Source organism: Mesorhizobium sp. M9A.F.Ca.ET.002.03.1.2 (assembly GCF_003952365.1).
Lineage (GTDB): Bacteria > Pseudomonadota > Alphaproteobacteria > Rhizobiales > Rhizobiaceae > Mesorhizobium.
In genome coordinates this window covers 461,480-479,709 of sequence record NZ_CP034443.1, presented here as the reverse complement: position 1 = coordinate 479,709, position 18,230 = coordinate 461,480, and the positions used below count along the sequence as shown (strand labels likewise).

The 18,230-nt window shown below is 63.8% G+C and carries 16 protein-coding genes; 7 read left to right on the top strand and 9 right to left on the bottom strand.

Going from position 1 to position 18,230, the window contains the following annotated elements; translation table 11 throughout:
• The first annotated feature begins 194 nt into the window (after window positions 1-194).
• The 7 genes from EJ066_RS02350 (at window position 195) to EJ066_RS02320 (ending at window position 7,768) form a co-directional block, all read left to right on the top strand.
• Window positions 195-1,301 (top strand): ABC transporter substrate-binding protein, encoded by a 1,107-nt coding sequence (locus EJ066_RS02350; protein ID WP_126034634.1) that lies wholly within the window; start codon window positions 195-197, stop codon window positions 1,299-1,301.
• 60 nt (window positions 1,302-1,361) lie between these two features.
• Complete coding sequence (locus EJ066_RS02345; RefSeq protein WP_126034633.1) at window positions 1,362-2,351, top strand: ABC transporter permease subunit; 990 nt, start codon at window positions 1,362-1,364, stop codon at window positions 2,349-2,351.
• Window positions 2,348-3,139 carry an ABC transporter permease gene (locus tag EJ066_RS02340; RefSeq protein WP_126034632.1) on the top strand — a complete coding sequence of 264 codons (792 nt, stop codon included), beginning with the start codon at window positions 2,348-2,350 and terminating at the stop codon, window positions 3,137-3,139. Before EJ066_RS02345 ends, EJ066_RS02340 begins: the two co-directional genes overlap by 4 nt.
• Before the next feature lie 15 nt (window positions 3,140-3,154).
• Window positions 3,155-4,219 carry an ABC transporter ATP-binding protein gene (locus EJ066_RS02335; protein ID WP_126034631.1) on the top strand — a complete coding sequence of 355 codons (1,065 nt, stop codon included), beginning with the start codon at window positions 3,155-3,157 and terminating at the stop codon, window positions 4,217-4,219.
• A gap of 122 nt (window positions 4,220-4,341) precedes the next feature.
• On the top strand, window positions 4,342-5,892 hold the full coding sequence (locus EJ066_RS02330) for a sodium:proton antiporter (RefSeq protein ID WP_126034630.1): 1,551 nt from the start codon (window positions 4,342-4,344) through the stop codon (window positions 5,890-5,892).
• Between the two features lie 108 nt (window positions 5,893-6,000).
• On the top strand, window positions 6,001-6,915 hold the full coding sequence (locus EJ066_RS02325) for an endonuclease/exonuclease/phosphatase family protein (protein ID WP_126034629.1): 915 nt from the start codon (window positions 6,001-6,003) through the stop codon (window positions 6,913-6,915).
• Window positions 6,916-6,922: 7 nt separating this feature from the next.
• Complete coding sequence (locus tag EJ066_RS02320; protein WP_126034628.1) at window positions 6,923-7,768, top strand: EamA family transporter; 846 nt, start codon at window positions 6,923-6,925, stop codon at window positions 7,766-7,768.
• A 1-nt stretch (window position 7,769) separates the two neighbouring features.
• On the opposite strand, the gene EJ066_RS02315 is transcribed toward EJ066_RS02320, so the two are convergent.
• From EJ066_RS02315 to EJ066_RS02275, 9 genes are all read right to left on the bottom strand, one after another.
• Window positions 7,770-8,084, bottom strand: coding sequence for a Dabb family protein (locus EJ066_RS02315; RefSeq protein ID WP_126034627.1), 315 nt, complete (start codon window positions 8,082-8,084; stop codon window positions 7,770-7,772).
• Window positions 8,085-8,095: 11 nt separating this feature from the next.
• The gene (locus EJ066_RS02310) at window positions 8,096-9,724 is read right to left on the bottom strand and encodes a GMC family oxidoreductase N-terminal domain-containing protein (protein WP_126034626.1); all 1,629 of its coding nucleotides are present in this window, start codon (window positions 9,722-9,724) and stop codon (window positions 8,096-8,098) included.
• Between the two features lie 12 nt (window positions 9,725-9,736).
• Entirely contained in the window at window positions 9,737-10,498 is a 762-nt protein-coding gene (locus EJ066_RS02305; protein WP_126034625.1) for a 3-ketoacyl-ACP reductase, read from the bottom strand.
• Window positions 10,499-10,706: 208 nt separating this feature from the next.
• A complete protein-coding gene (locus EJ066_RS02300) occupies window positions 10,707-12,221 on the bottom strand; it encodes a GMC family oxidoreductase (RefSeq protein ID WP_126034624.1) in 1,515 nt (504 codons plus the stop codon).
• Between the two features lie 5 nt (window positions 12,222-12,226).
• Window positions 12,227-13,342 carry an ABC transporter ATP-binding protein gene (locus EJ066_RS02295; protein WP_126034623.1) on the bottom strand — a complete coding sequence of 372 codons (1,116 nt, stop codon included), beginning with the start codon at window positions 13,340-13,342 and terminating at the stop codon, window positions 12,227-12,229.
• A 4-nt stretch (window positions 13,343-13,346) separates the two neighbouring features.
• Window positions 13,347-14,291 (bottom strand): carbohydrate ABC transporter permease, encoded by a 945-nt coding sequence (locus EJ066_RS02290; protein ID WP_126034622.1) that lies wholly within the window; start codon window positions 14,289-14,291, stop codon window positions 13,347-13,349.
• Window positions 14,288-15,247, bottom strand: coding sequence for a sugar ABC transporter permease (locus EJ066_RS02285; RefSeq protein WP_126034621.1), 960 nt, complete (start codon window positions 15,245-15,247; stop codon window positions 14,288-14,290). Before EJ066_RS02285 ends, EJ066_RS02290 begins: the two co-directional genes overlap by 4 nt.
• A gap of 154 nt (window positions 15,248-15,401) precedes the next feature.
• Window positions 15,402-16,655: an ABC transporter substrate-binding protein gene (locus EJ066_RS02280; protein WP_126034620.1), complete on the bottom strand. Its 1,254-nt coding sequence runs from the start codon at window positions 16,653-16,655 to the stop codon at window positions 15,402-15,404.
• Window positions 16,656-16,714: 59 nt separating this feature from the next.
• Window positions 16,715-18,226: an aldehyde dehydrogenase family protein gene (locus EJ066_RS02275; RefSeq protein WP_126034619.1), complete on the bottom strand. Its 1,512-nt coding sequence runs from the start codon at window positions 18,224-18,226 to the stop codon at window positions 16,715-16,717.
• Window positions 18,227-18,230 lie beyond the last annotated feature (4 nt).

Genomic DNA, 18,230 nt, shown 5'->3' with positions numbered 1-18,230 from the left:
GGGGAAAGGATGGCAGGTAAGACAGAAATTCATTAGCCGGAAAAAGAATCGCGAAGCGATTGCTACAGCCGGTTAAAAAGAGTTACTTTTTCGTACTGCAGGGCGTCGCTTTCACAAAGCTTTCATCTGGCTGTCACACGAAAACGATACCGCATCGCAGGCGTCCAACGGCGTCAGTTCAACGGAGAGAACACATGTTCAAATTCACGGGAAAAGTGCTTTCCCTTTCGGCCGTCGCCTTGATGGCGACCTCTGCCATCTCGTCGGCCCAGTCCATGGATGAACTGGTTGCCGCCGCCAAGGCGGAAGGCCAGCTCACCACCATCGCGCTGCCGCATGACTGGTGCGGCTATGGCGCTGTCATCGACGGCTTCAAGGCGAAGTATCCGGAAATCACCGTCAACGAGCTCAACCCCGATGCCGGCTCCGGCGACGAGATCGAGGCGATCAAGGCCAACAAGGACAATAAGGGCCCGCAGGCGCCCGATGTCATCGACGTCGGCCTGTCCTTCGGCCCGACCGCCAAGGCCGACGGCCTGTTGATGCCCTACAAAGTGTCGACCTGGGATTCGATCCCCGACAGCGCCAAGGATGCCGAAGGCTACTGGACCGGCGACTATTACGGCGTGCTGGCAATGATGGTGAACAAGGATCTGGTCAAGGAAGCGCCGGCCGATTGGGCCGATCTGCTGAAGCCGGAATATGCCAATGCCGTCGCTCTCGCCGGCGATCCGCGCGCTTCGAACCAGGCCATCCAGGCGGTCTATGCCGCTGGCCTTTCAAGCGGTGCGGCGGCGGGCGAAGCCGCAGGTACTGCCGGCCTCGACTTCTTCAAGAAGCTCAATGCCGCCGGCAATTTCGTGCCGGTCATCGGCAAGCCGGCGACGCTTGCACAGGGTCAGACGCCAATCCTGATCAACTGGGACTACAATGCGCTTGCCGGCCGCGACACGCTGAACGGCAACCCGCCGGTCGATGTCGTCGTACCGAAGACCGGTGTCGTCGCCGGCGTCTACGTGCAGGCGATCAGCGCCTATGCGCCGCATCCGAATGCCGCCAAGCTGTGGCTGGAGTATCTCTATTCCGACGAAGGCCAGATCGGCTGGCTGAAGGGCTATTGCCATCCGATCCGCTTCAACGATCTCGCCAAGAACGGCAAGATTCCGGAGGACGTGATGGCCAAGTTGCCGCCGGCTGCATCCTATGAGGCCGCGGTGTTCCCGACGCTCGACGAGCAGGGCAAGGCCAAGGAAGCCATCACCAAGAACTGGGACGCCGTCGTCGGCGCCAACGTTCAGTAAGGTTGAAAGCCACCGGGCGGCCTCACGGCCGCCCGGTCTCCCTCGAACGGTAGCCGGCGCATGACCGATCTCTCGCTTTCCGATCACGCAATTGCCGGGAAGACGGCGCCGCCCAGCGAGGCGCGCGCGTTTCGGCTGCCGACGCAGTGGCTGGGCGTGGCGCCGTTCTTCATCTTCGCCATCATGTTCCTGATCCTGCCAACGCTCTATCTGGTGCTGGGCGCCTTCCAGAACGCTACCGGCACGTTCACCTTCGACAACATCGTCGGTATCTTCGACCCGCCCAATTTGTCGAACTATATCCAGTGCCAATATGATTCCTGGATCTCCTGGGCCGACGGAAACTGCAGGCTGCCCACTATCCTTGCCGCCTACTGGATATCGATCAAGATCAGCCTTGCCTCATCGCTCATCGGCGCATTTGCGGGTCTGGCCATTGCCATTGCCATCGTGCGCGGCGGCCTGCCGAACTGGATACGCTCGGCGACGCTGACCTTTTCGGGCGTGGCTTCCAATTTCGCCGGCGTGCCGCTGGCCTTTGCCTTCCTTGCCACGCTCGGCCGGCTCGGCCTCGTAACGGTGATCCTGAACACCGTGTTCGGCCTCAACATCTATGCCCACGGCTTCAACATCCTGTCCTTCTGGGGCCTGACGCTCACCTATGTCTATTTCCAGATCCCGCTGATGGTGGTCATCATCACGCCGGCAATCGACGGGCTGAAGAAGGAATGGGGCGAAGCCGCCGCCACGCTTGGCGCCACCACCGCGCAATACTGGCGCATGGTGGTCATCCCGGTGATCTGGCCGAGCTTTCTCGGCACTGTCATCCTTTTGTTCGCCAATGCGTTCGGCGCCATCGCCACCGCCTATGCGCTGACCGGCTCGTCGCTCAACATCATTCCCATCGTGCTCTACGCGCAGATCCGCGGCGACGTGCTGCACAACCCGCATCTCGGCTATGCCATTGCCTTCGGCATGATTGTCATCACCGGCCTCGCCAACGTCTTCTACATCTGGTTCAGGACGCGCAGCGAAAGGTGGCTCAAATGAAGAGCGGACGTTTCTGGGCTTGGGTCGTCTTCGCGCTGGGCGCGGCCTATTTCTTCATTCCGCTCATCGCGACCGTCGAATTCTCGATGCGCATGCGGCGCGGCGTTTATTCCCTCGACGCCTACAAGGTCGTGCTCGGCGACCCCCGCTTCCAGGCGACCTTCGGCTATTCCGTGCTGGCCGCCGTCTTCACCATCATCCTGGGCGTGCTGATCGTCGTGCCCACCGCCTACTGGATCAGGCTTCGGCTGCCGCAACTGAGGCCAATCGTCGAGTTCATCACCCTGCTGCCGCTGGTCATCCCGGCCATCGTCATCGTCTTCGGCTATATCAGAATGTATGGATCGAACTCGCCGCTGCCGTTCCTGGCGAGCGGTAGGGGTACCGACGCTTTGCTGGTCATCGGCTATGCGACGCTGGCGCTGCCTTATATGTACCGTGCGGTCGACACCGGGCTTCGCACCATCGACGTGCGCACGCTGACGGAGGCGGCGCAGATCCTCGGCGCCGGCTGGGGCACGATCATCACCCGGGTCATCCTGCCCAACGTGCTGATCGCAGTGCTGTCGGGCGCCTTCCTCACCTTCGCCATCGTCATCGGCGAATTCACCATGGCCAGCCTGCTCAACCGGCCGGCCTTCGGCCCCTATCTGCAGAACATCGGCGCCAATCGTGCCTATGAGCCGGCGGCACTGGCAATCATCGCCTTCGCCATCACCTGGGGCTGCATGTCGCTGATCCAGATCCTGTCGCGCTTTGCGCCGAGATCGGCGAACCGCCCAAACTGATCGAAAGAAAAAGACATGGCCGAGCCATTCCTCTCAATCCAGCAGGTGCGAAAATCCTTCGGCGCCACCACCGTGGTCCAGGACTTCAACCTCGATGTCGAGCCGGGCGAGTTCGTCTCCTTTCTAGGGCCATCGGGCTGCGGCAAGACGACGGTGCTGCGCATGGTCGCCGGCTTCGAGGAGCCGAGCGCCGGCAAGATCGTGGTGGCCAGCAAGGACATCACCCGGCTCAAGCCCAACCAGCGCAATGTCGGCATGGTGTTCCAGGCCTATGCGCTGTTTCCGAACCTGACCGTGGCGCAGAACATCGGCTTCGGGTTGAAGGTCGCGGGCATGCCCAAGGCCGATGCCGACAGGCGCGTGGCCGAGATGCTCGACCTCATCAAGCTGCCGCAGATGGGCGACCGCTATCCCTATCAGCTCTCCGGCGGCCAGCAGCAGCGTATCGCGCTGGCGCGGGCGATTGCGCCGAAGCCGAAGCTCCTGCTGCTCGACGAGCCGCTGTCGGCGCTCGATGCCAAGGTGCGCGTGTCGCTGCGCGAGGAAATCCGCTCGATCCAGAAGAAGCTCGGCATCACCACCATCTTCGTCACCCACGACCAGGAAGAGGCACTGTCGATCTCCGACCGCATCGCCGTCATGTATGGCGGCAAGGCCGAGCAGGTCGGCACGCCGTTCGAGATCTACAACCGGCCGGCGACCAAGTTCGTCGCCAATTTCGTCGGCACGCTGAACGTGCTCGAAGGCACCGTCACCGACGCGGCATCTGGCAAGGTGCGCGTCAACGCGCAAGAAGTCTCGCTCAAGGGCAAGCTCAACGGCTCCAAGTCCGGCGACACGCTGTCGCTGGCGTTGCGGCCCGAGGCGATTTCGCTTGGCCGCCATCCGGGTCGCGACTCCAGCCTTTCGGGCGAGATCGCCGAGGTGCATTTCCTCGGCTCGGTCATCCGGGTTCGCGTCGGCATCGGCGGCAGCACTGTGTCGCTCGACACGTTCAACAGCCCCGCCACCCCGCCGCCCGCCGTCGGTGAAAAGGCCGAGATTTCCTTCTCGTCGGGCGACATGCTGGTGCTGCATTAGGGGCAGAGACCCTGACGCCATTTCAGGCCTGCTTCACAAACCCCGTGGAAACAGATCGTGGCGGTATGAAACCGTCCGCTTTTTGCAGTGCCAATCGTCTTATTCCGCGGCTACGATAAGGCATGGCGCTTTTCGAGCTGACCCTCGTTCTCCTGCTGATAGCCGTCGCGCTGACGGCGCTGTCGCGGCGCCTCGAGGTTCCCTATCCTTCCTTGCTGGCGCTGGCGGGCGCCGGCATCGCCTTCCTGCCCTTCGCACCGACTATCGAGATCGACCCGGAACTGGCGCTTGCCTTGTTCGTCGCGCCGGTGCTTCTCGACGCGGCCTACGACACATCGCTGCGCGATCTCAATCGCTACAGGCTGCCGCTCTTCTTGCTGGCGCTTGGCGCCGTCGTTTTCACCACCGCGGTCGTGACGCTGTTCGGCTGGACAATGGCAGGCCTGCCTCTCGCCGCGGCCATCGCCCTTGGCGCCATCGTGGCGCCGCCCGATGCGGTCGCGGCGTCGGCCGTGCTTGGACAGTTCAAGGTGCCGCACCGCATCACCGCCATCCTGCAAGGCGAAAGCCTGCTCAACGACGCCACCGCTCTCCTGATCTACCGGATGGCGGTTTCGGCGGCTGCCGGCTCCGTCCTGCTGAGCAGCGCCGTTCCAACGATCCTGCTGTCGACGGTCGGTAGCCTTGCGGCCGGCTACGCACTCGGCCGGCTGTCTCTCATCACGCTCGATCGCATAAGAGATCCGGCAAGTGGCACGGTGGTGCAATTTGCGGGGACATTCGGCGTCTGGATCCTGGCCGACAGGATCGGGCTCTCCGCCATCATAACCATCGTCGTCTATGCCATGACCATCGCGCGCACCGCGCCGCGTCGCATGCCGGCCAGAAATCGCGTCAGCTCCTACTCGGTCTGGGAGACGGCGGTCTTCGTGCTCAACGTGCTGGCCTTCGTCCTGATGGGCCTTCAGGCACGATCGATCGTCGGCCGGCTCGCCGAGCAGGGGCAGGGCGAAGCCTTCGTCTTCGCCGCGGCCGTGCTGGCCGTCGTCATCGTTTCGCGTCTCGTGTGGGTGTTGGGATGCGGCGCGATCATCAGGTGGCTTGCCAGCTTTGGTGACGCGGACCGGCAGGCCGAAGCCCCGTCGTTTCGCGGCGGTGTGCTGATCGGTTGGTGCGGCATGCGCGGCCTAGTCACCCTTGCGACAGCATTCGCCTTGCCGGCCGACTTTCCGGGCCGCGACCCGATCGTGCTCGCCGCCTTTTCAGTCGTCCTCGGTACATTGGTGCTGCAAGGTATGAGCCTGAAGCTGATGCTGCGCCTGCTTCGGCTCGACCCTGACCAGACGGTCGACCTCGAGGTTGCGCAGGCACGCGTCGCCATCATGCAGGCCGCGCTGGACGTGCTGAGCGGCAAGACATCGAATGCCGCGGCCGCGGTGCGCGAGCAATTTACCGCGCAGCGTATGATCGCCGAAAACCCGGAGGACGCCCAGGCGGCGACCGAGTATGACAGGTTGCGGTTGTATGCCATCAAGAGCCAGCGTGATGCGCTGGAGCGGCTGCGCCGCGACGGTACGATCGGCGACGAAGCGTATCATCGCCTGGAAGAGGAAATCGACTGGTCGGAACTGGCCGCTTCTCCGCCTGGACGATTTCAGCCGCTGACGACCTAGGCTGGAATCTGAAAGATCGCGTCTGGCCCAAGTTCTCTCCATCCACCCGGCACATTGCAACCGATCCGCCAAACCGCTACTGCATCACGAAATTGAGCCGGTTAAGCAATGAAGCTGGTCAGCTACAACATCCAGTACGGGTTCGGCGGCGACGGCCGCTACGATCTCGCGCGCTGTGCCAAGGTTATCGCCGGCGCCGACATCATCGCGTTGCAGGAAGTGGAACGGCACTGGCAGCGGACCAACGAGGACGACCAGCCGGACATCCTTTCGCGGCTGCTGCCCGAATACTATTGCGTCTACGGCCCCGCCTTCGACATGGATGCCAGCGAGCGGCGCGACGGCCGCGTGATCAACCGGCGGCGGCAATTCGGCACCATGGTGCTGTCGAAGCTGCCGATCGTCTGGTCGCGGCTGCACACGCTGCCGCTGCGCCGCACGATGCGTCCGCTCAACACCCGTAACACGGCGCTCGAATGCATGATCCGCACCCCTGCCGGTCCGGTGCGGGTGCTGTCGCTGCATCTCGCGCATATCGCCGCCGAGGAGCGGCTGGAGCAAATCGACTACCTGCTCGCCGAACATCGCCGGGCACCAATCGACGGCGGCCCGTGGAGCGGCGCCGACGATGAACCGTCGCGCAACTGGAGCAATGGCGAGCCGGAGCCGGAAAACCCGCTGGCGGCGATCTGGATGGGCGATTTCAACATGGAGCCGGGCAGCACTGAGTACCGGCGCATCGTCGGCAGCACGCCCTATCATCGGGGCGCTGCCTATCTCGATGGTTTTGTCGATGCCGCCGCCGTCGCCAGCGAACCGACGTCGGATTTCCACACCCATGTGAAGACAATCGACGGCAGGCTGACAAAGCGACGGCTCGACCATTGCTTCGTCGGCGGCATGTTTGCCGGACGCGTGCGCTCGGTCAGCGCCGATATCGGCGAAATCGCCTCCGACCATTTTCCGCTGCGGGTCGACATCGACCTGGAAACACCGTTGGCGACAGGGACCGGAGGCGCATGAGCCGCCGATGACCTTGCTTGTCTTCTTCGCGGTTCTTGCTGCCGCGGCCATGCACGCGATCTGGAACGCGCTGGTCAAGGTCCATCTCGACCGCTTCCTGTCGATCACGCTGATGACGCTTGGCATGGGCGCCGTGGCGCTTCTGGCGCTGCCTTTCGTCGAGGTGCCGAAAGCGGAAGTGTGGCCATACATCATCGCCTCGGTGATCTTCCATATGGGCTACAGGACGTTCCTGATCGGCGCCTATAAGGCCGGCGATTTCGCCCAGACCTATCCGCTGGCGCGCGGCACCGCGCCGCTGCTTGCCGCGTTGGGCGGCATGGTGGTCGTTGCCGAAGTTCCGGCGCCGCTCGCCGTTCTCGGCATTGTTCTGTTGTCGGCCGGCACGCTGGTGCTGTCGTTTCGCGGCGGCGCGCATCTGGAGCGGCTGAACCTGCGTGCGGTCGGCTTCGCGCTGGGCACCTCGATCTTCATCGCCAGCTACACGCTGTCCGACGGCAGCGGCGCGCGGCTGGCAGCGACGGCCTCGAGCTATGCCGCATGGCTGTTCGTCTGCGATGCGCTGTGGGCGCTGGTGCTGTGCCTGATCTTCCGCGGGCCACAGGCGCTGCCGGTGCTGGCGCGCGACTGGAAGGCGGGCGTGTACACCGGCGTGCTCAGCGGCGCCGCCTACTGGATCGTGATGTGGGCGATGACCAAGGCGCCGATCGCCTCGGTCGCGGCGCTGCGCGAAACCTCGATCCTGTTCGCCATGATGATCTCGGTGTTTGCGCTTGGCGAGAGGATGACGGCCTGGCGGGGTGCCGCGGTGCTCAGCATCGTTGCCGGTGTCGTCGCGCTGAGGCTTGGATAGGCTAAGCGCTTATCTCCAGATCGAACACCATCAGCCCATCCGTGCCGCCTTCAAGCGCGGCGACCAGCCGGGCGCCAGCTCGGCTGTGATCGTCATGCACCAGATAGGCGTCGCGCGCGGCGGCGTCGTGGAAGTCGATGGTGAAGCCGTGCGTGAAGCCGCGGGCGAACGGTTCCGGGCTGGTGTTGGCGCTGAATTCGACCTTGCCCATGCCGTCGACCACCCGCCGCAGTGCCTCGAGGTCGGCATGGATCGCCGCACGCTCGGTGGCGTCGACATCGTCGCGGAATCTGCCAAAAACACAGTGCCTGATCATTTTTCTACTCCCTACGCTGCGCGATTGCCTGAGAAGACCGCCGGCGGCAGCGGCTCGCGGCCAAGGATCAGATCGGCGCCTTTTTCGCCGACCATGATGGTCGGCGCATTGGTGTTGGAAGAGGGGATGCGCGGCATTACCGAGGCATCGCAGACGCGCAAGCCCTCGATGCCGCGCAGCCTGAGGTCGGGCGTCACCACGCTCATCGCGTCATGGCCCATGCGGCAGGTGCCGACAGGATGGTGGTCGGTCTTGGAACTGCGGCAGGCATAGTCGAACAGTTCGTCACCGCTCTGCAGGGCAGGGCCGGGCAGCACTTCGCGCAGGATATAGGGTTGAAGCGCCTTCTGCCTCATGATCTCGCGCGCCAGCTTTAGGCCCTTGATCGACATGTCGCGGTCATAGGGGTCGCACCAGTAATTCGGATCGATCAGCGGGTGGTCGGCCGGGTCGGCGCTGTTCAGCCGCACCGTGCCGCGCGAGCGCGGACGCAGGAAAGCCGAGTTCAGCGTCACGCCCGGATTCCTGAGCTTTTCGACCCCGGCCTCGATGCCGGAACCGAGCCCGAGATGGAACTGGATGTCGGGCGAGGCGGCGGTCGGGTCGGCGTACCAGAAGCCCCCGGTCTCGAACAGGCTGGAGGCAACCGGGCCCTTCTTCAGAAGCAAATATTGCAGGCCGGCCCAAGCCGTCCGGTGCAGCTTGGCATAGTTGTCGTAGGTATGGTCGCCGGTGCATTCGGCGATGACGAACAGGTCGAGATGGTCCTGCAGGTTGGAGCCGACGCCGGGCAGATCGTGCACCGGCGTCACGCCGACCGATTTCAGGTGGTCGGCCGGGCCGATGCCCGACTGCATCAAGAGTTTCGGCGAGCCGATGGAGCCGGACGAGACGATCACCTCGCGCTCGGCACGCAGCATCGTCGGCTGGCCGCCAGGCCTGTCGACGATCTCGACGCCGACGGCGCGGCCCTTGTCGATGACAATGCGCGTCACCAGCACGCCGGTCCTGACGGTCAGATTCTTACGCTCGCGGATCGGCCTGAGATAGGCGACCGAGGCGGAGGAGCGCCTCGCGTCCTTCTGCGTCAGCTGATAGTAGCCGACGCCTTCCTGGGCTATCCCGTTGAAGTCCGGATTGAAGGGAATGCCTATCTCCTGTCCGGCGCGGAAATAGGCTTCGCAGATCGGCAGCGGCGCAATTGGGTTCGAGACGCCGAGCGGGCCCTGGTCGCCGTGAAAATCGTTGGCGTAGCGCTGGTTGTTCTCGGCCCGCTTGAAATAGGGCAGCACGTCGCGGTAGCCCCAGCCGGCAAGGCCCTCTTCCTTCTCCCAGGCGTCGTAATCGCGGGCATTGCCGCGCGTGTAGATCTGAGCGTTGATGGAGGAGCCGCCGCCGATCACCTTGGCCTGCGTGTACCAGAAGACGCGGTCCTTCATGTGCTTCTGCGGTACGGTCGACCAGCCCCAGGAGGCGATGCCCTTGGTCATCTTGGCGAAGCCGGCCGGCATGTGGATCAGCGGGTGCCAGTCCTTGCCGCCGGCTTCGAGCAGCAGCACCCGATGCGACGGATATTCGCTCAGCCGGTTGGCCAGGACGCAGCCTGCCGGGCCGGCGCCAACGATGATGTAATCGGTCATGACGTCACCTGCTCACAGTCTCGGCACCGACAGCGCGCCGTCGACATTGATGATCGAGCCAGTCGAAAAGCCGAGCTTGCCGCCGGCGAGCGCGGCGACTGCGGCGCCGACATCGGCGGCTTCGCCCCAGCGTCTGGCCGGCACCAGCCCGCTATCGATCAGCGCATCGTATTTGGCTGCGACACCCGCTGTCATGTCGGTGCGAATGATGCCCGGCCGCAGTTCGAAGACGCCGATGTTTTCGGGGGCGAGCCTGAGCGCCAGGTTCTTCACCCACATCGACAGCCCGGCCTTGGAGATGCAGTAGTCAGAGCGTTCCGGAGAGGCCATTTCGGCACTGACCGAGGTGATGGTTATGATCGATTTTGCATGATCGCTTGGCGCTGCAAGCATCGCCCTGGCGACTGCCTGGCTGAGGAAGACGGTGCCACGCAGATTGATGCCAAGGATCCGGTCGAAATTCTCCGGTTTCAATTCCAGCAGGTCGCCGCGCACGACGGCGCCGATGCCGGCATTGTTGACCAGGCAGTCGATGCGGCCGAAGGCGCCGGTCGCGGCATCGACCAGCGCTGCATGGCTGTCGAGATCGGCGATGTTACTGCGGTGGTAGACGAATTTCGCGCCGCGCGCCGTGATGTTGGCGGCAAGCCCGTCGGCGGCTTTTTCGGCAAGATCAACGACAAGGATATCGAAGCCCGTATCGGCCAGCGCCTCGGCGCAGGCAAGGCCGATGCCGCGCGCGCCGCCGGTGACGATGGCTGCCGGGCGGGTCATTGGGGGTTAGCCTTGCGGAAATCGGCACCGCCCCTCATCGCCCTGCCGGGCACTTCTCCCCGTATAGTGACGGGGAGAAGGACGCTCTCGCCGCCGCTTTCGCTAATCGCTGGCATCGCAAGAAGGACGCCGGGGTTGCGGCCAGCAGTCTTCTCCCCGTTCACGGGGAGAAGGTGCCGGCAGGCGGATGAGGGGCAGCGCAACCCGATCATGTGACAAGCTCCGTCTTGCGGATGTGGTCGGCGACGCGCAGCGCTTGTGCTGCGATCGACAGCGCCGGGTTGACTGCGGCCGAATTCGGCAGGAAGCCGGCATCGACGACGAACAGGTTCTTGTGGTCGAATGACCGGCAGAAGGGATCAAGCGGCGAGGTCGCCGGATCGTCGCCCATCTTCACCGTGCCGCATTGGTGCGACGGTGTGCGCTTGTCGAAGGGTCGCGACAGGACGATCGGATAGCCGCAGGCGCGGAAATTCTCGCGCATCACCTTGGTCAGCCCGTCGAGCGACTGCATGTTGGAGCGCCGCCACTGCATGACGATATCCTTGCCGTCGACCATGATGCGGCTTTCGGGATCGGGCAGGTCCTCGCACATCAGGTACCAGTCGACGGCGTGGCCGGCCATGAAGTCCAGCGCGAATCCGGGTGCAAGCTTGACGTTGGCCCTCAGAATGTTGCCGTCGATCTTGCCCAGAAGCTGGACGTTGCCGAGCGGCTTGCCGCCCTTGCCGTCAGACAGATAGTAGTCGTTGAGCATCAGCGTCTTCTGGTAGACCGATGTGTTCCTGCGGCGCGGGTCGATCGCCAGCATGGCGCTGGAATTGTGGTTCATGAAGTTGCGGCCGACGTGGTCGGAGCGGTTGGCGAGGCCCTTGCCACCTCCCTTGCCATCGGGGGAGGGCGAACGCAGCAGGATGGCCGCTGAATTGACCGCGCCGGCCGAGAGGATGACCAGCTTCGGCGTGACTTTCTTTAACTCGCCGTTTTGGTTGTAGTGGACGGCCGCGATGGTTTTGCCGTCGCTCGCGGCTTCGAGATATTCGACATGAGCGCCGGTCTCGAGCCGGATGTTCTGGTCGGCAAGCGCCGCCGTCAGCGGTCCGGATTGCGCATCGACCTTGCCGGTGCCGGTGTTGGGAAAAGCGTCCCAGCCTGTCTTGCCGTCCTTCAGCCAGGCGTCGATATCGACGCCGAGCGGTAGCGATGCCGGGTGCAGGCCGAGGCCCTTGAGTTCGGCACGCGCACGCGCGATCGGCGGCTCGTCCGGCACCGGCCCGAAGGCGTAAGGGATCGAGTGGAACGGCTCGGTCGGGTCTTCGCCGAGTGCGCCGCGCACGCGAAAAAGCTGTTCGGCCTTGGAGTACCATGGCTCGAACTCCTCATAGGAAAACGGCCAGGCCGGCGAGACGCCGCCATAATGCTCCATGGCTGAAAAGTCTTGCCTGCGGTAGCGGATCAGCACCGCGCCGTAGAATTTCGAATTGCCGCCGACATAGTAGTAGTTGCCGGGATTGAAGGCTGCACCGCCGGCCTCGCGCCACATCTCCTTCGGCCGGTAGTGGCCATCGACGAAGATGGCGCGCGTGTCGCGCGTATGCGGCGTCGCCGGCAGCGGTTCGCCCCGCTCCAGCATCAGGATCGAGGCACCGCTGCCGGCAAGGCCGGAAGCGATCGTGGCGCCGCCGATGCCGGAGCCGATGATGACGATGTCGGGGTTTGCCATAGCCGTCAGAGGATACGGTTCTCGGTCGCGGGATCGAAGAACACCGCTTTGGTCAAGTTGAAGGCCAGCGGCGTGCTGGTGCCCGGCTGGATGTTGGCGTCGGCGCGCAGCCGCGCCACCACGGCCTTGCCGCCGAGATTGGTCACGGCGAAGGTGTCGGAGCCTGCCGGCTCGACGACCTCGATGTGGCAGTCGGCGGTGGCGATGTTCGACGCGTTGCGCTCGGCGCCTTCAGGATCGGTCAGCGCCTCGGGACGGACGCCGAATATGATCGGCTTGCCCTGGAATGCCGACAGGCCGGCAGGCGCATTGGCCAGAGGCAGCGAGATCGGATCGCGCGCCTCGCGCTGCAGCACCACAGAGAGTGCATTGCCATTGCCGCCGATCGTCGCCGGGACCAGGTTCATCGCCGGCGAGCCCATGAAGTCGGCAACGAACAGATTGGTCGGGTTGTTGTAGATCTCGGCCGGCGTGCCGAACTGCTGCACCTCGCCGTCACGCATCACCGCGATCTTGGTGGCCAGCGTCATTGCCTCGATCTGATCGTGGGTGACATAAACGATCGTGGTGCCGGTGGTCGCGTGCAGGCGCTTGATCTCGATGCGCATGTCGACGCGCAGCTTGGCGTCAAGATTGGAGAGCGGCTCGTCGAACAGGAACAGCTTGGGGTCGCGCACCAGCGCCCGGCCCATGGCGACGCGCTGGCGCTGGCCGCCGGAGAGCTGGCTCGGCTTGCGCTGCAAAAGATGGCCGATCTGCAGGACTTTCGCCACCTTGTCGATCGCCTTCTGGCGCTCCTGAGCCGGTACGCCGCGCATCTCCATGCCGAAGGCAATGTTTCCGGCTACTGTCATGTTGGGATAGAGCGCATAGCTCTGGAACACCATGGCGATGTCGCGCTTCGAAGGATGAAGATCGTTAATCGTGCGGCCGTCGACGCGGATTTCGCCTTCGGTGATGGTTTCGAGGCCGGCGATGGTGTTGAGCAGGGTGGACTTGCCGCAGCCGGACGGGCCGACCAGCACGAGGAAGCCGCCCTTTTCGAGATCGACGTCGATCCCCTTCAGGATCTCCACCGATCCGAACCGCTTCTTCAGCCCAGCAATTTCGAGAAAAGCCATCCGATTATCCTTTGACGGCGCCGGCCATCAGGCCACGCACGAAATAGCGGCCAGCGACCACGTAGACGAGAAGGGTAGGCAGTGCGGCGATCATAGCCGCCGCCATGTTGACGTTGTATTCGACGACGCCGGTCGAGGTGTTGACGACGTTGTTCAACGCCACGGTCATCGGCATCGCGTCGCCCGTGCCGGCATAGGCGGAGGCGAACAGGAAGTCGTTCCAGATGTTGGTGAACTGGTAGATGACGGTGACGACGAAGATCGGCATCGAATTCGGCAGCATGATGCGCCGGAAGATCTGGAAGAAGCTGGCCCCGTCGACCTGTGCCGCTTTGATAAGCTCGGTCGGGAAAGCCTCGTAGTAGTTGCGGAAGAACAAGGTGGTGAAGCCAAGGCCGTAGACGACGTGAACGAAGACGAGGTTGACGGTCGGATTGCCCAAGCCGAACGAAAACCCCGTTGCGTTGCGCAGCGTCACGCCGAAGCGGCCGAGGCTGCCGAGGATCGTCGCCATCGGCAACAGCACTGACTGGAACGGGATGAAGCAGGCAAACAGCATCAGGCCGAAGACCAGCGTGTGGCCGCGGAAGCGCCATTTGGTCAAGACATAGCCGTTGAGGGCGCCGAGCAGGGTCGAGATCAGCACTGCCGGAACCACCATCTTGATGGAATTCCAGAAATAGCCCTTGATGCCGGCGCAGGTGAGGCCGACGCAGGTCTCGCCCCAGGCTTTCGCCCAAGGCTCGAAGGTCGGCGCCTGCGGCAGCGCCAGCATGTTGCCGTTCTGGATCTCCTCCATGGTCTTGAACGAGGTCACCAGCATGACGAACAGAGGCATCAGGTAAAACAGTGCGAACAGCGCCAGCAGCCCGTAGATGACGATGCGGTTGATTGTCCTGGCGCTGGTGCCGCCAGTGCTCTGGCGAGCGGGCGAAGCAATGACGCTCATCGCGGCTTCTCCCTGAGCTCGGAATAGAGATAGGGTACGATGATCGCGGTGATGGTCATCAGCATGATCACGGCGCTGGCCGAGCCGACGGCCATTTCGTTACGCTTGAAGGTGTACTCATACATGAAGTTCGACGGCAGCCAGGCCGAGCCGCCCGGCCCGCCGCTGGTCAGCGCGACGACCAGATCGTAGGACTTGATGGCGAGGTGGGCGAGCACGATGAAGGCCGAGAGAAACACCGGCCGCAGCAGCGGGATGACGATGCGGCGATAGAGCTGGAAAGTGGTGGCGCCATCGATCTGCGCCGCCTTCATGATCTCGCCGTCAATGCCGCGCAGGCCGGCGAGGAACATCGCCATGATGAAGCCCGAGGCCTGCCAGACGCCGGCGATCACCACGGTGTAGATGACGAAATCCTTGTTCTTGATCCAGTCGAAATGGAAGCTCGTCCAGCCCCATTGATGCAGCGTCTGCTCAAGGCCGAGGCCGGGATCGAGGAACCATTTCCAGGCGACGCCGGTGACGATGAAGGACAGCGCCATCGGGTAGAGATAGATCGGCCGCAACATGCCTTCGCCGCGGATCTTCTGGTCGAGCAGGATCGCCAGCAACAGGCCGAGCGCCAGGCAGATGAAGACGTAGAGAAAGCCGAAAATGCCCATGTTGGTGATCGACGTGTACCAGCTCGACGGCGGGTCGCTCTCGAAGGTCCAGCGCCACAGCCGCTGATAGGCGCGTGACCCTGATATGGCATAGGACGGGAAGGTCTTGGAGTTGGTGAAGGACAGATAGACCGTCCACAGAATGAAGCCGTAAACGAAGACGACAGTGATCGCAAAGCTTGGCGCCAGCACGATTTTCGGCAGCGCGTCCTGCAGGCGCGAACGCATGGAGGCTCCCGGGCGCGCACCACGCTCCGGCGTCGGCTTGATATTGGTTTCGGCAACCGTGCTCATTGGCTCATCCAGTAACGGCTCATCCGGGATCGACTCATCGGGTATCTTGGAGCCCACCGGCACCCCGAAACGTGTCGATCAAAACGGCTCCAACCTTTGCCTCGGGAGAACCTCCCCCGCTTGCGCGGGGAAGGTGTTTCCAGCGGAGGAGGCCCTACTTGGCGTCTTCGATCGCGCTGACCAGCTGCGTCACGGCCTCGTCCGAGGTCTTGATCTGGCCGTGGACGAACTTCGAGACGACGTCCTTGTAAGCATTGGCGACGGCTGGCGGCGCGCCATAGCCTTGCGCCAGCGAACCGAACAGCGTGCCGCCATCGTTAGCGGCCTTCAGGTCGGCTATGCCCTTCTTGCCGCAAGCGTCGAAGTCGGTGTCGGGCACGTCGGTGCGGGCCGGGACCGAGCCCTTGACGACGTTGAAGGCCGACTGGAAGCTCTTCGACAAAGTGGCGGTGGCCAGGGCGGCCTGGGCGGCCTTGCGATCGTCCGGAACGTCGAACATGCCGAACATGTCGGAGTTGTAGACCACGCTGCCGTCGGTGCCCGGGAAGCGATAGCACAGGTAGTCGGTGTCCGGGGTCTTCTTGGCGGCGTTGAATTCGCCCTTGGCCCAGTCGCCCATGACCTGCACCAGGGCATCGCCCTTGATGACCATGGCGGTGGCGAGGTTCCAGTCGCGGCCCGAGAAGTTCGGATCGACATAGGTGACGAGCTTGGCGAGGTTGTCGAACGACTTCTTCATCGTGTCGGACTTCAGGGATTCCTCGTCGAGGTCGTTGAAGGCCTTCTTGTAGAACTCAGGCCCGCCAGTCGACAGCACGACCGAATCGAACATGGTGGCTTCCTGCCAGTTCTGGCCGCCGAGCGCGAGCGGGATGACGCCCGCCGCCTTGGCCTTGTCGAGCAGCGCGACGAAGTCGTCGAAGGTCTTGGGCTCGGTGCCGCCGATCTTGTCCATCACGGCCTTGTTGATCCACAGCCAGTTGACCGAATGGACGTTGACCGGAGCCGCGACCCACTTGCCGTCATAGACCGAGAACTTCTGCAGGGCGGCCGGAACGGACTTGTCCCAGCCTTCCTTTACCGCCGTCTCGGTCAGGTCGCCCATCACGCCGGCCTCGGCATAATCGAGCACGGTGTAGCCGAGCATCTGCGAGGCGGTCGGGTAGTTGCCGGCCGCGACCATCGCCTTCAGCGCGGTCATGGCAGCGTCGCCGCCGCCGCCGGCCACCGGCACGTCCTTCCAGGCAAAGCCTTGCTTGGCCAGATCCTCCTTGAGCACGTTCAAGGCAGCCGCTTCGCCGCCAGACGTCCACCAATGCAGCATCTCGACTTCCTTGACGTCCTGGGCATGGGCCGCGAACGCAAGACCCGACCCGAGAGCCGTTCCGATAAGCAATTTGCGCAACATGTACTTCCTCCCTTGTTGCAGTTACACGACCGGCGGATGTCCACCGGGTTCTTCCCAACTCAGCCGACCCACCATCCGGTGCGCTGGCCGCGATGAAACTGGATTGTCTTTTCCTCGGTATAATCCTCAACGGCGCGCTTGCCGAGTTCGCGTCCGAGACCGGACTGCTTGTAGCCTCCGAAAGGCAGCTCGGGATAACCTTCCATGAAAGTGTTCACCCAAACGGTTCCCGAACGCACATTCCGCGCCACCGACATGCAGGTGTCGATGCTCGCGCTCCACACGCCCGCCGACAAACCATAGGGCGTGTCGTTGGCGATGCGCAACGCCTTCTCAATCGATTCAAAGGTCAGCACCGAGAGCACCGGGCCGAACACTTCCTCGCGCGCAATGGCCATGTCTTCGGTCACGCCGCGGATGATGGTCGGGTCGAGATACTGACCGGCACTGGAGGCGATCCGATTGCCGCCGCTATAGACACTGCCGCCGTCGTTTGCCGCTGCCGCCACGTAGCCGGTCACCTTGGCCAAATGGTCGGAAGAGATCATCGCACCGACCTTGGTGCCGTCGTCGAGCGGATCGCCGACGGTAACCCTGGCGGTGAGCGCCTTCACCACGCCGAGGAAGTCGTCGGCGATCGCCTCATGGACGATCAGCCGGCTGCCGGCGTTGCAGCACTCGCCGGCATTGAAGAAGCCGCCGAAGACCGCCGCGTCGGCGGCGGCTTCGAGATCGGCATCTGGAAAGACGATCTGGCCGTTCTTGCCGCCAAGCTCCATCGAGACTTTCTTCAGCGAGTTCGCAGCCGACGCCATGGTCATCCTGCCGACCCGGGTGGAGCCGGTGAACGACACCATCTCGACCAGCGGATGGCTGACCATCGCTACGCCGACATCGGCGCCCAGGCCGGCGAGGATGTTGACGACGCCATCCGGCAAGCCGGCCTGCATCAGGATGTCGCCGAGCACGAAAGTTGAGGCCGAGGTCATCTCGCTCGGCTTGACCACCGCCGTGCAGCCTGCCGCGAGCGCGAACGGCAGTTTCTGGCTGACGATGAGGAACGGGAAATTCCACGGCGTGATGATCGAGACGACGCCAATCGGCTCGCGCAGCACGACGCCCAGCATGGCGTCGCCGAGATTGGCATAGGTTTCGCCATGGAGCATGCGGGCAAGGGATGCGGCATAGCGCCAGATGTCGACGGCGCCGCCGATCTCGCCGCGCGCCTGGGCGATCGGCTTGCCGGATTCCAGCGCGTCGAGCCGGGCGATCTCCTCGAGCCGCGCCTCAATCAGGTCCGCCGCCTTGAGCAGGATCGCGGCCCGCTCTGCTGCCTTCATGCGCGGCCAGGGGCCGGTCTCGAAGGCCTTGTGCGCGGCGGTCACCGCAGCCTCGACGTCCGCCGCGCCGGCTTGCGCATAGCGCGAAACGGTGAAGCCATGGCCGGGGCTCTGGCGCTCCAGCATCCGGCCGTCGCGGGCATCGACATGCTTGCCGTCGATCAGCAGCCGATAAGTCTTCGGTGCTGCGGATGCCTCAGCGGGCATGGTGATCTTGAGGGGCAAGTTCATATGT

Coding starts and splice junctions, on each gene's coding strand:
- EJ066_RS02345 (WP_126034633.1), top strand. CDS start 1,362: ATGACCGATCTCTCGCTTTCCGATCACGCAATTGCCGGGAAGACGGCG.
- EJ066_RS02310 (WP_126034626.1), bottom strand. CDS start 9,724: ATGACCGATTACATCATCGTTGGCGCCGGCCCGGCAGGCTGCGTCCTG.
- EJ066_RS02275 (WP_126034619.1), bottom strand. CDS start 18,226: ATGAACTTGCCCCTCAAGATCACCATGCCCGCTGAGGCATCCGCAGCA.
- EJ066_RS02305 (WP_126034625.1), bottom strand. CDS start 10,498: ATGACCCGCCCGGCAGCCATCGTCACCGGCGGCGCGCGCGGCATCGGC.
- EJ066_RS02335 (WP_126034631.1), top strand. CDS start 3,155: ATGGCCGAGCCATTCCTCTCAATCCAGCAGGTGCGAAAATCCTTCGGC.
- EJ066_RS02280 (WP_126034620.1), bottom strand. CDS start 16,655: ATGTTGCGCAAATTGCTTATCGGAACGGCTCTCGGGTCGGGTCTTGCG.
- EJ066_RS02320 (WP_126034628.1), top strand. CDS start 6,923: ATGACCTTGCTTGTCTTCTTCGCGGTTCTTGCTGCCGCGGCCATGCAC.
- EJ066_RS02285 (WP_126034621.1), bottom strand. CDS start 15,247: ATGAGCACGGTTGCCGAAACCAATATCAAGCCGACGCCGGAGCGTGGT.
- EJ066_RS02325 (WP_126034629.1), top strand. CDS start 6,001: ATGAAGCTGGTCAGCTACAACATCCAGTACGGGTTCGGCGGCGACGGC.
- EJ066_RS02330 (WP_126034630.1), top strand. CDS start 4,342: ATGGCGCTTTTCGAGCTGACCCTCGTTCTCCTGCTGATAGCCGTCGCG.
- EJ066_RS02300 (WP_126034624.1), bottom strand. CDS start 12,221: ATGGCAAACCCCGACATCGTCATCATCGGCTCCGGCATCGGCGGCGCC.
- EJ066_RS02290 (WP_126034622.1), bottom strand. CDS start 14,291: ATGAGCGTCATTGCTTCGCCCGCTCGCCAGAGCACTGGCGGCACCAGC.
- EJ066_RS02295 (WP_126034623.1), bottom strand. CDS start 13,342: ATGGCTTTTCTCGAAATTGCTGGGCTGAAGAAGCGGTTCGGATCGGTG.
- EJ066_RS02340 (WP_126034632.1), top strand. CDS start 2,348: ATGAAGAGCGGACGTTTCTGGGCTTGGGTCGTCTTCGCGCTGGGCGCG.
- EJ066_RS02350 (WP_126034634.1), top strand. CDS start 195: ATGTTCAAATTCACGGGAAAAGTGCTTTCCCTTTCGGCCGTCGCCTTG.
- EJ066_RS02315 (WP_126034627.1), bottom strand. CDS start 8,084: ATGATCAGGCACTGTGTTTTTGGCAGATTCCGCGACGATGTCGACGCC.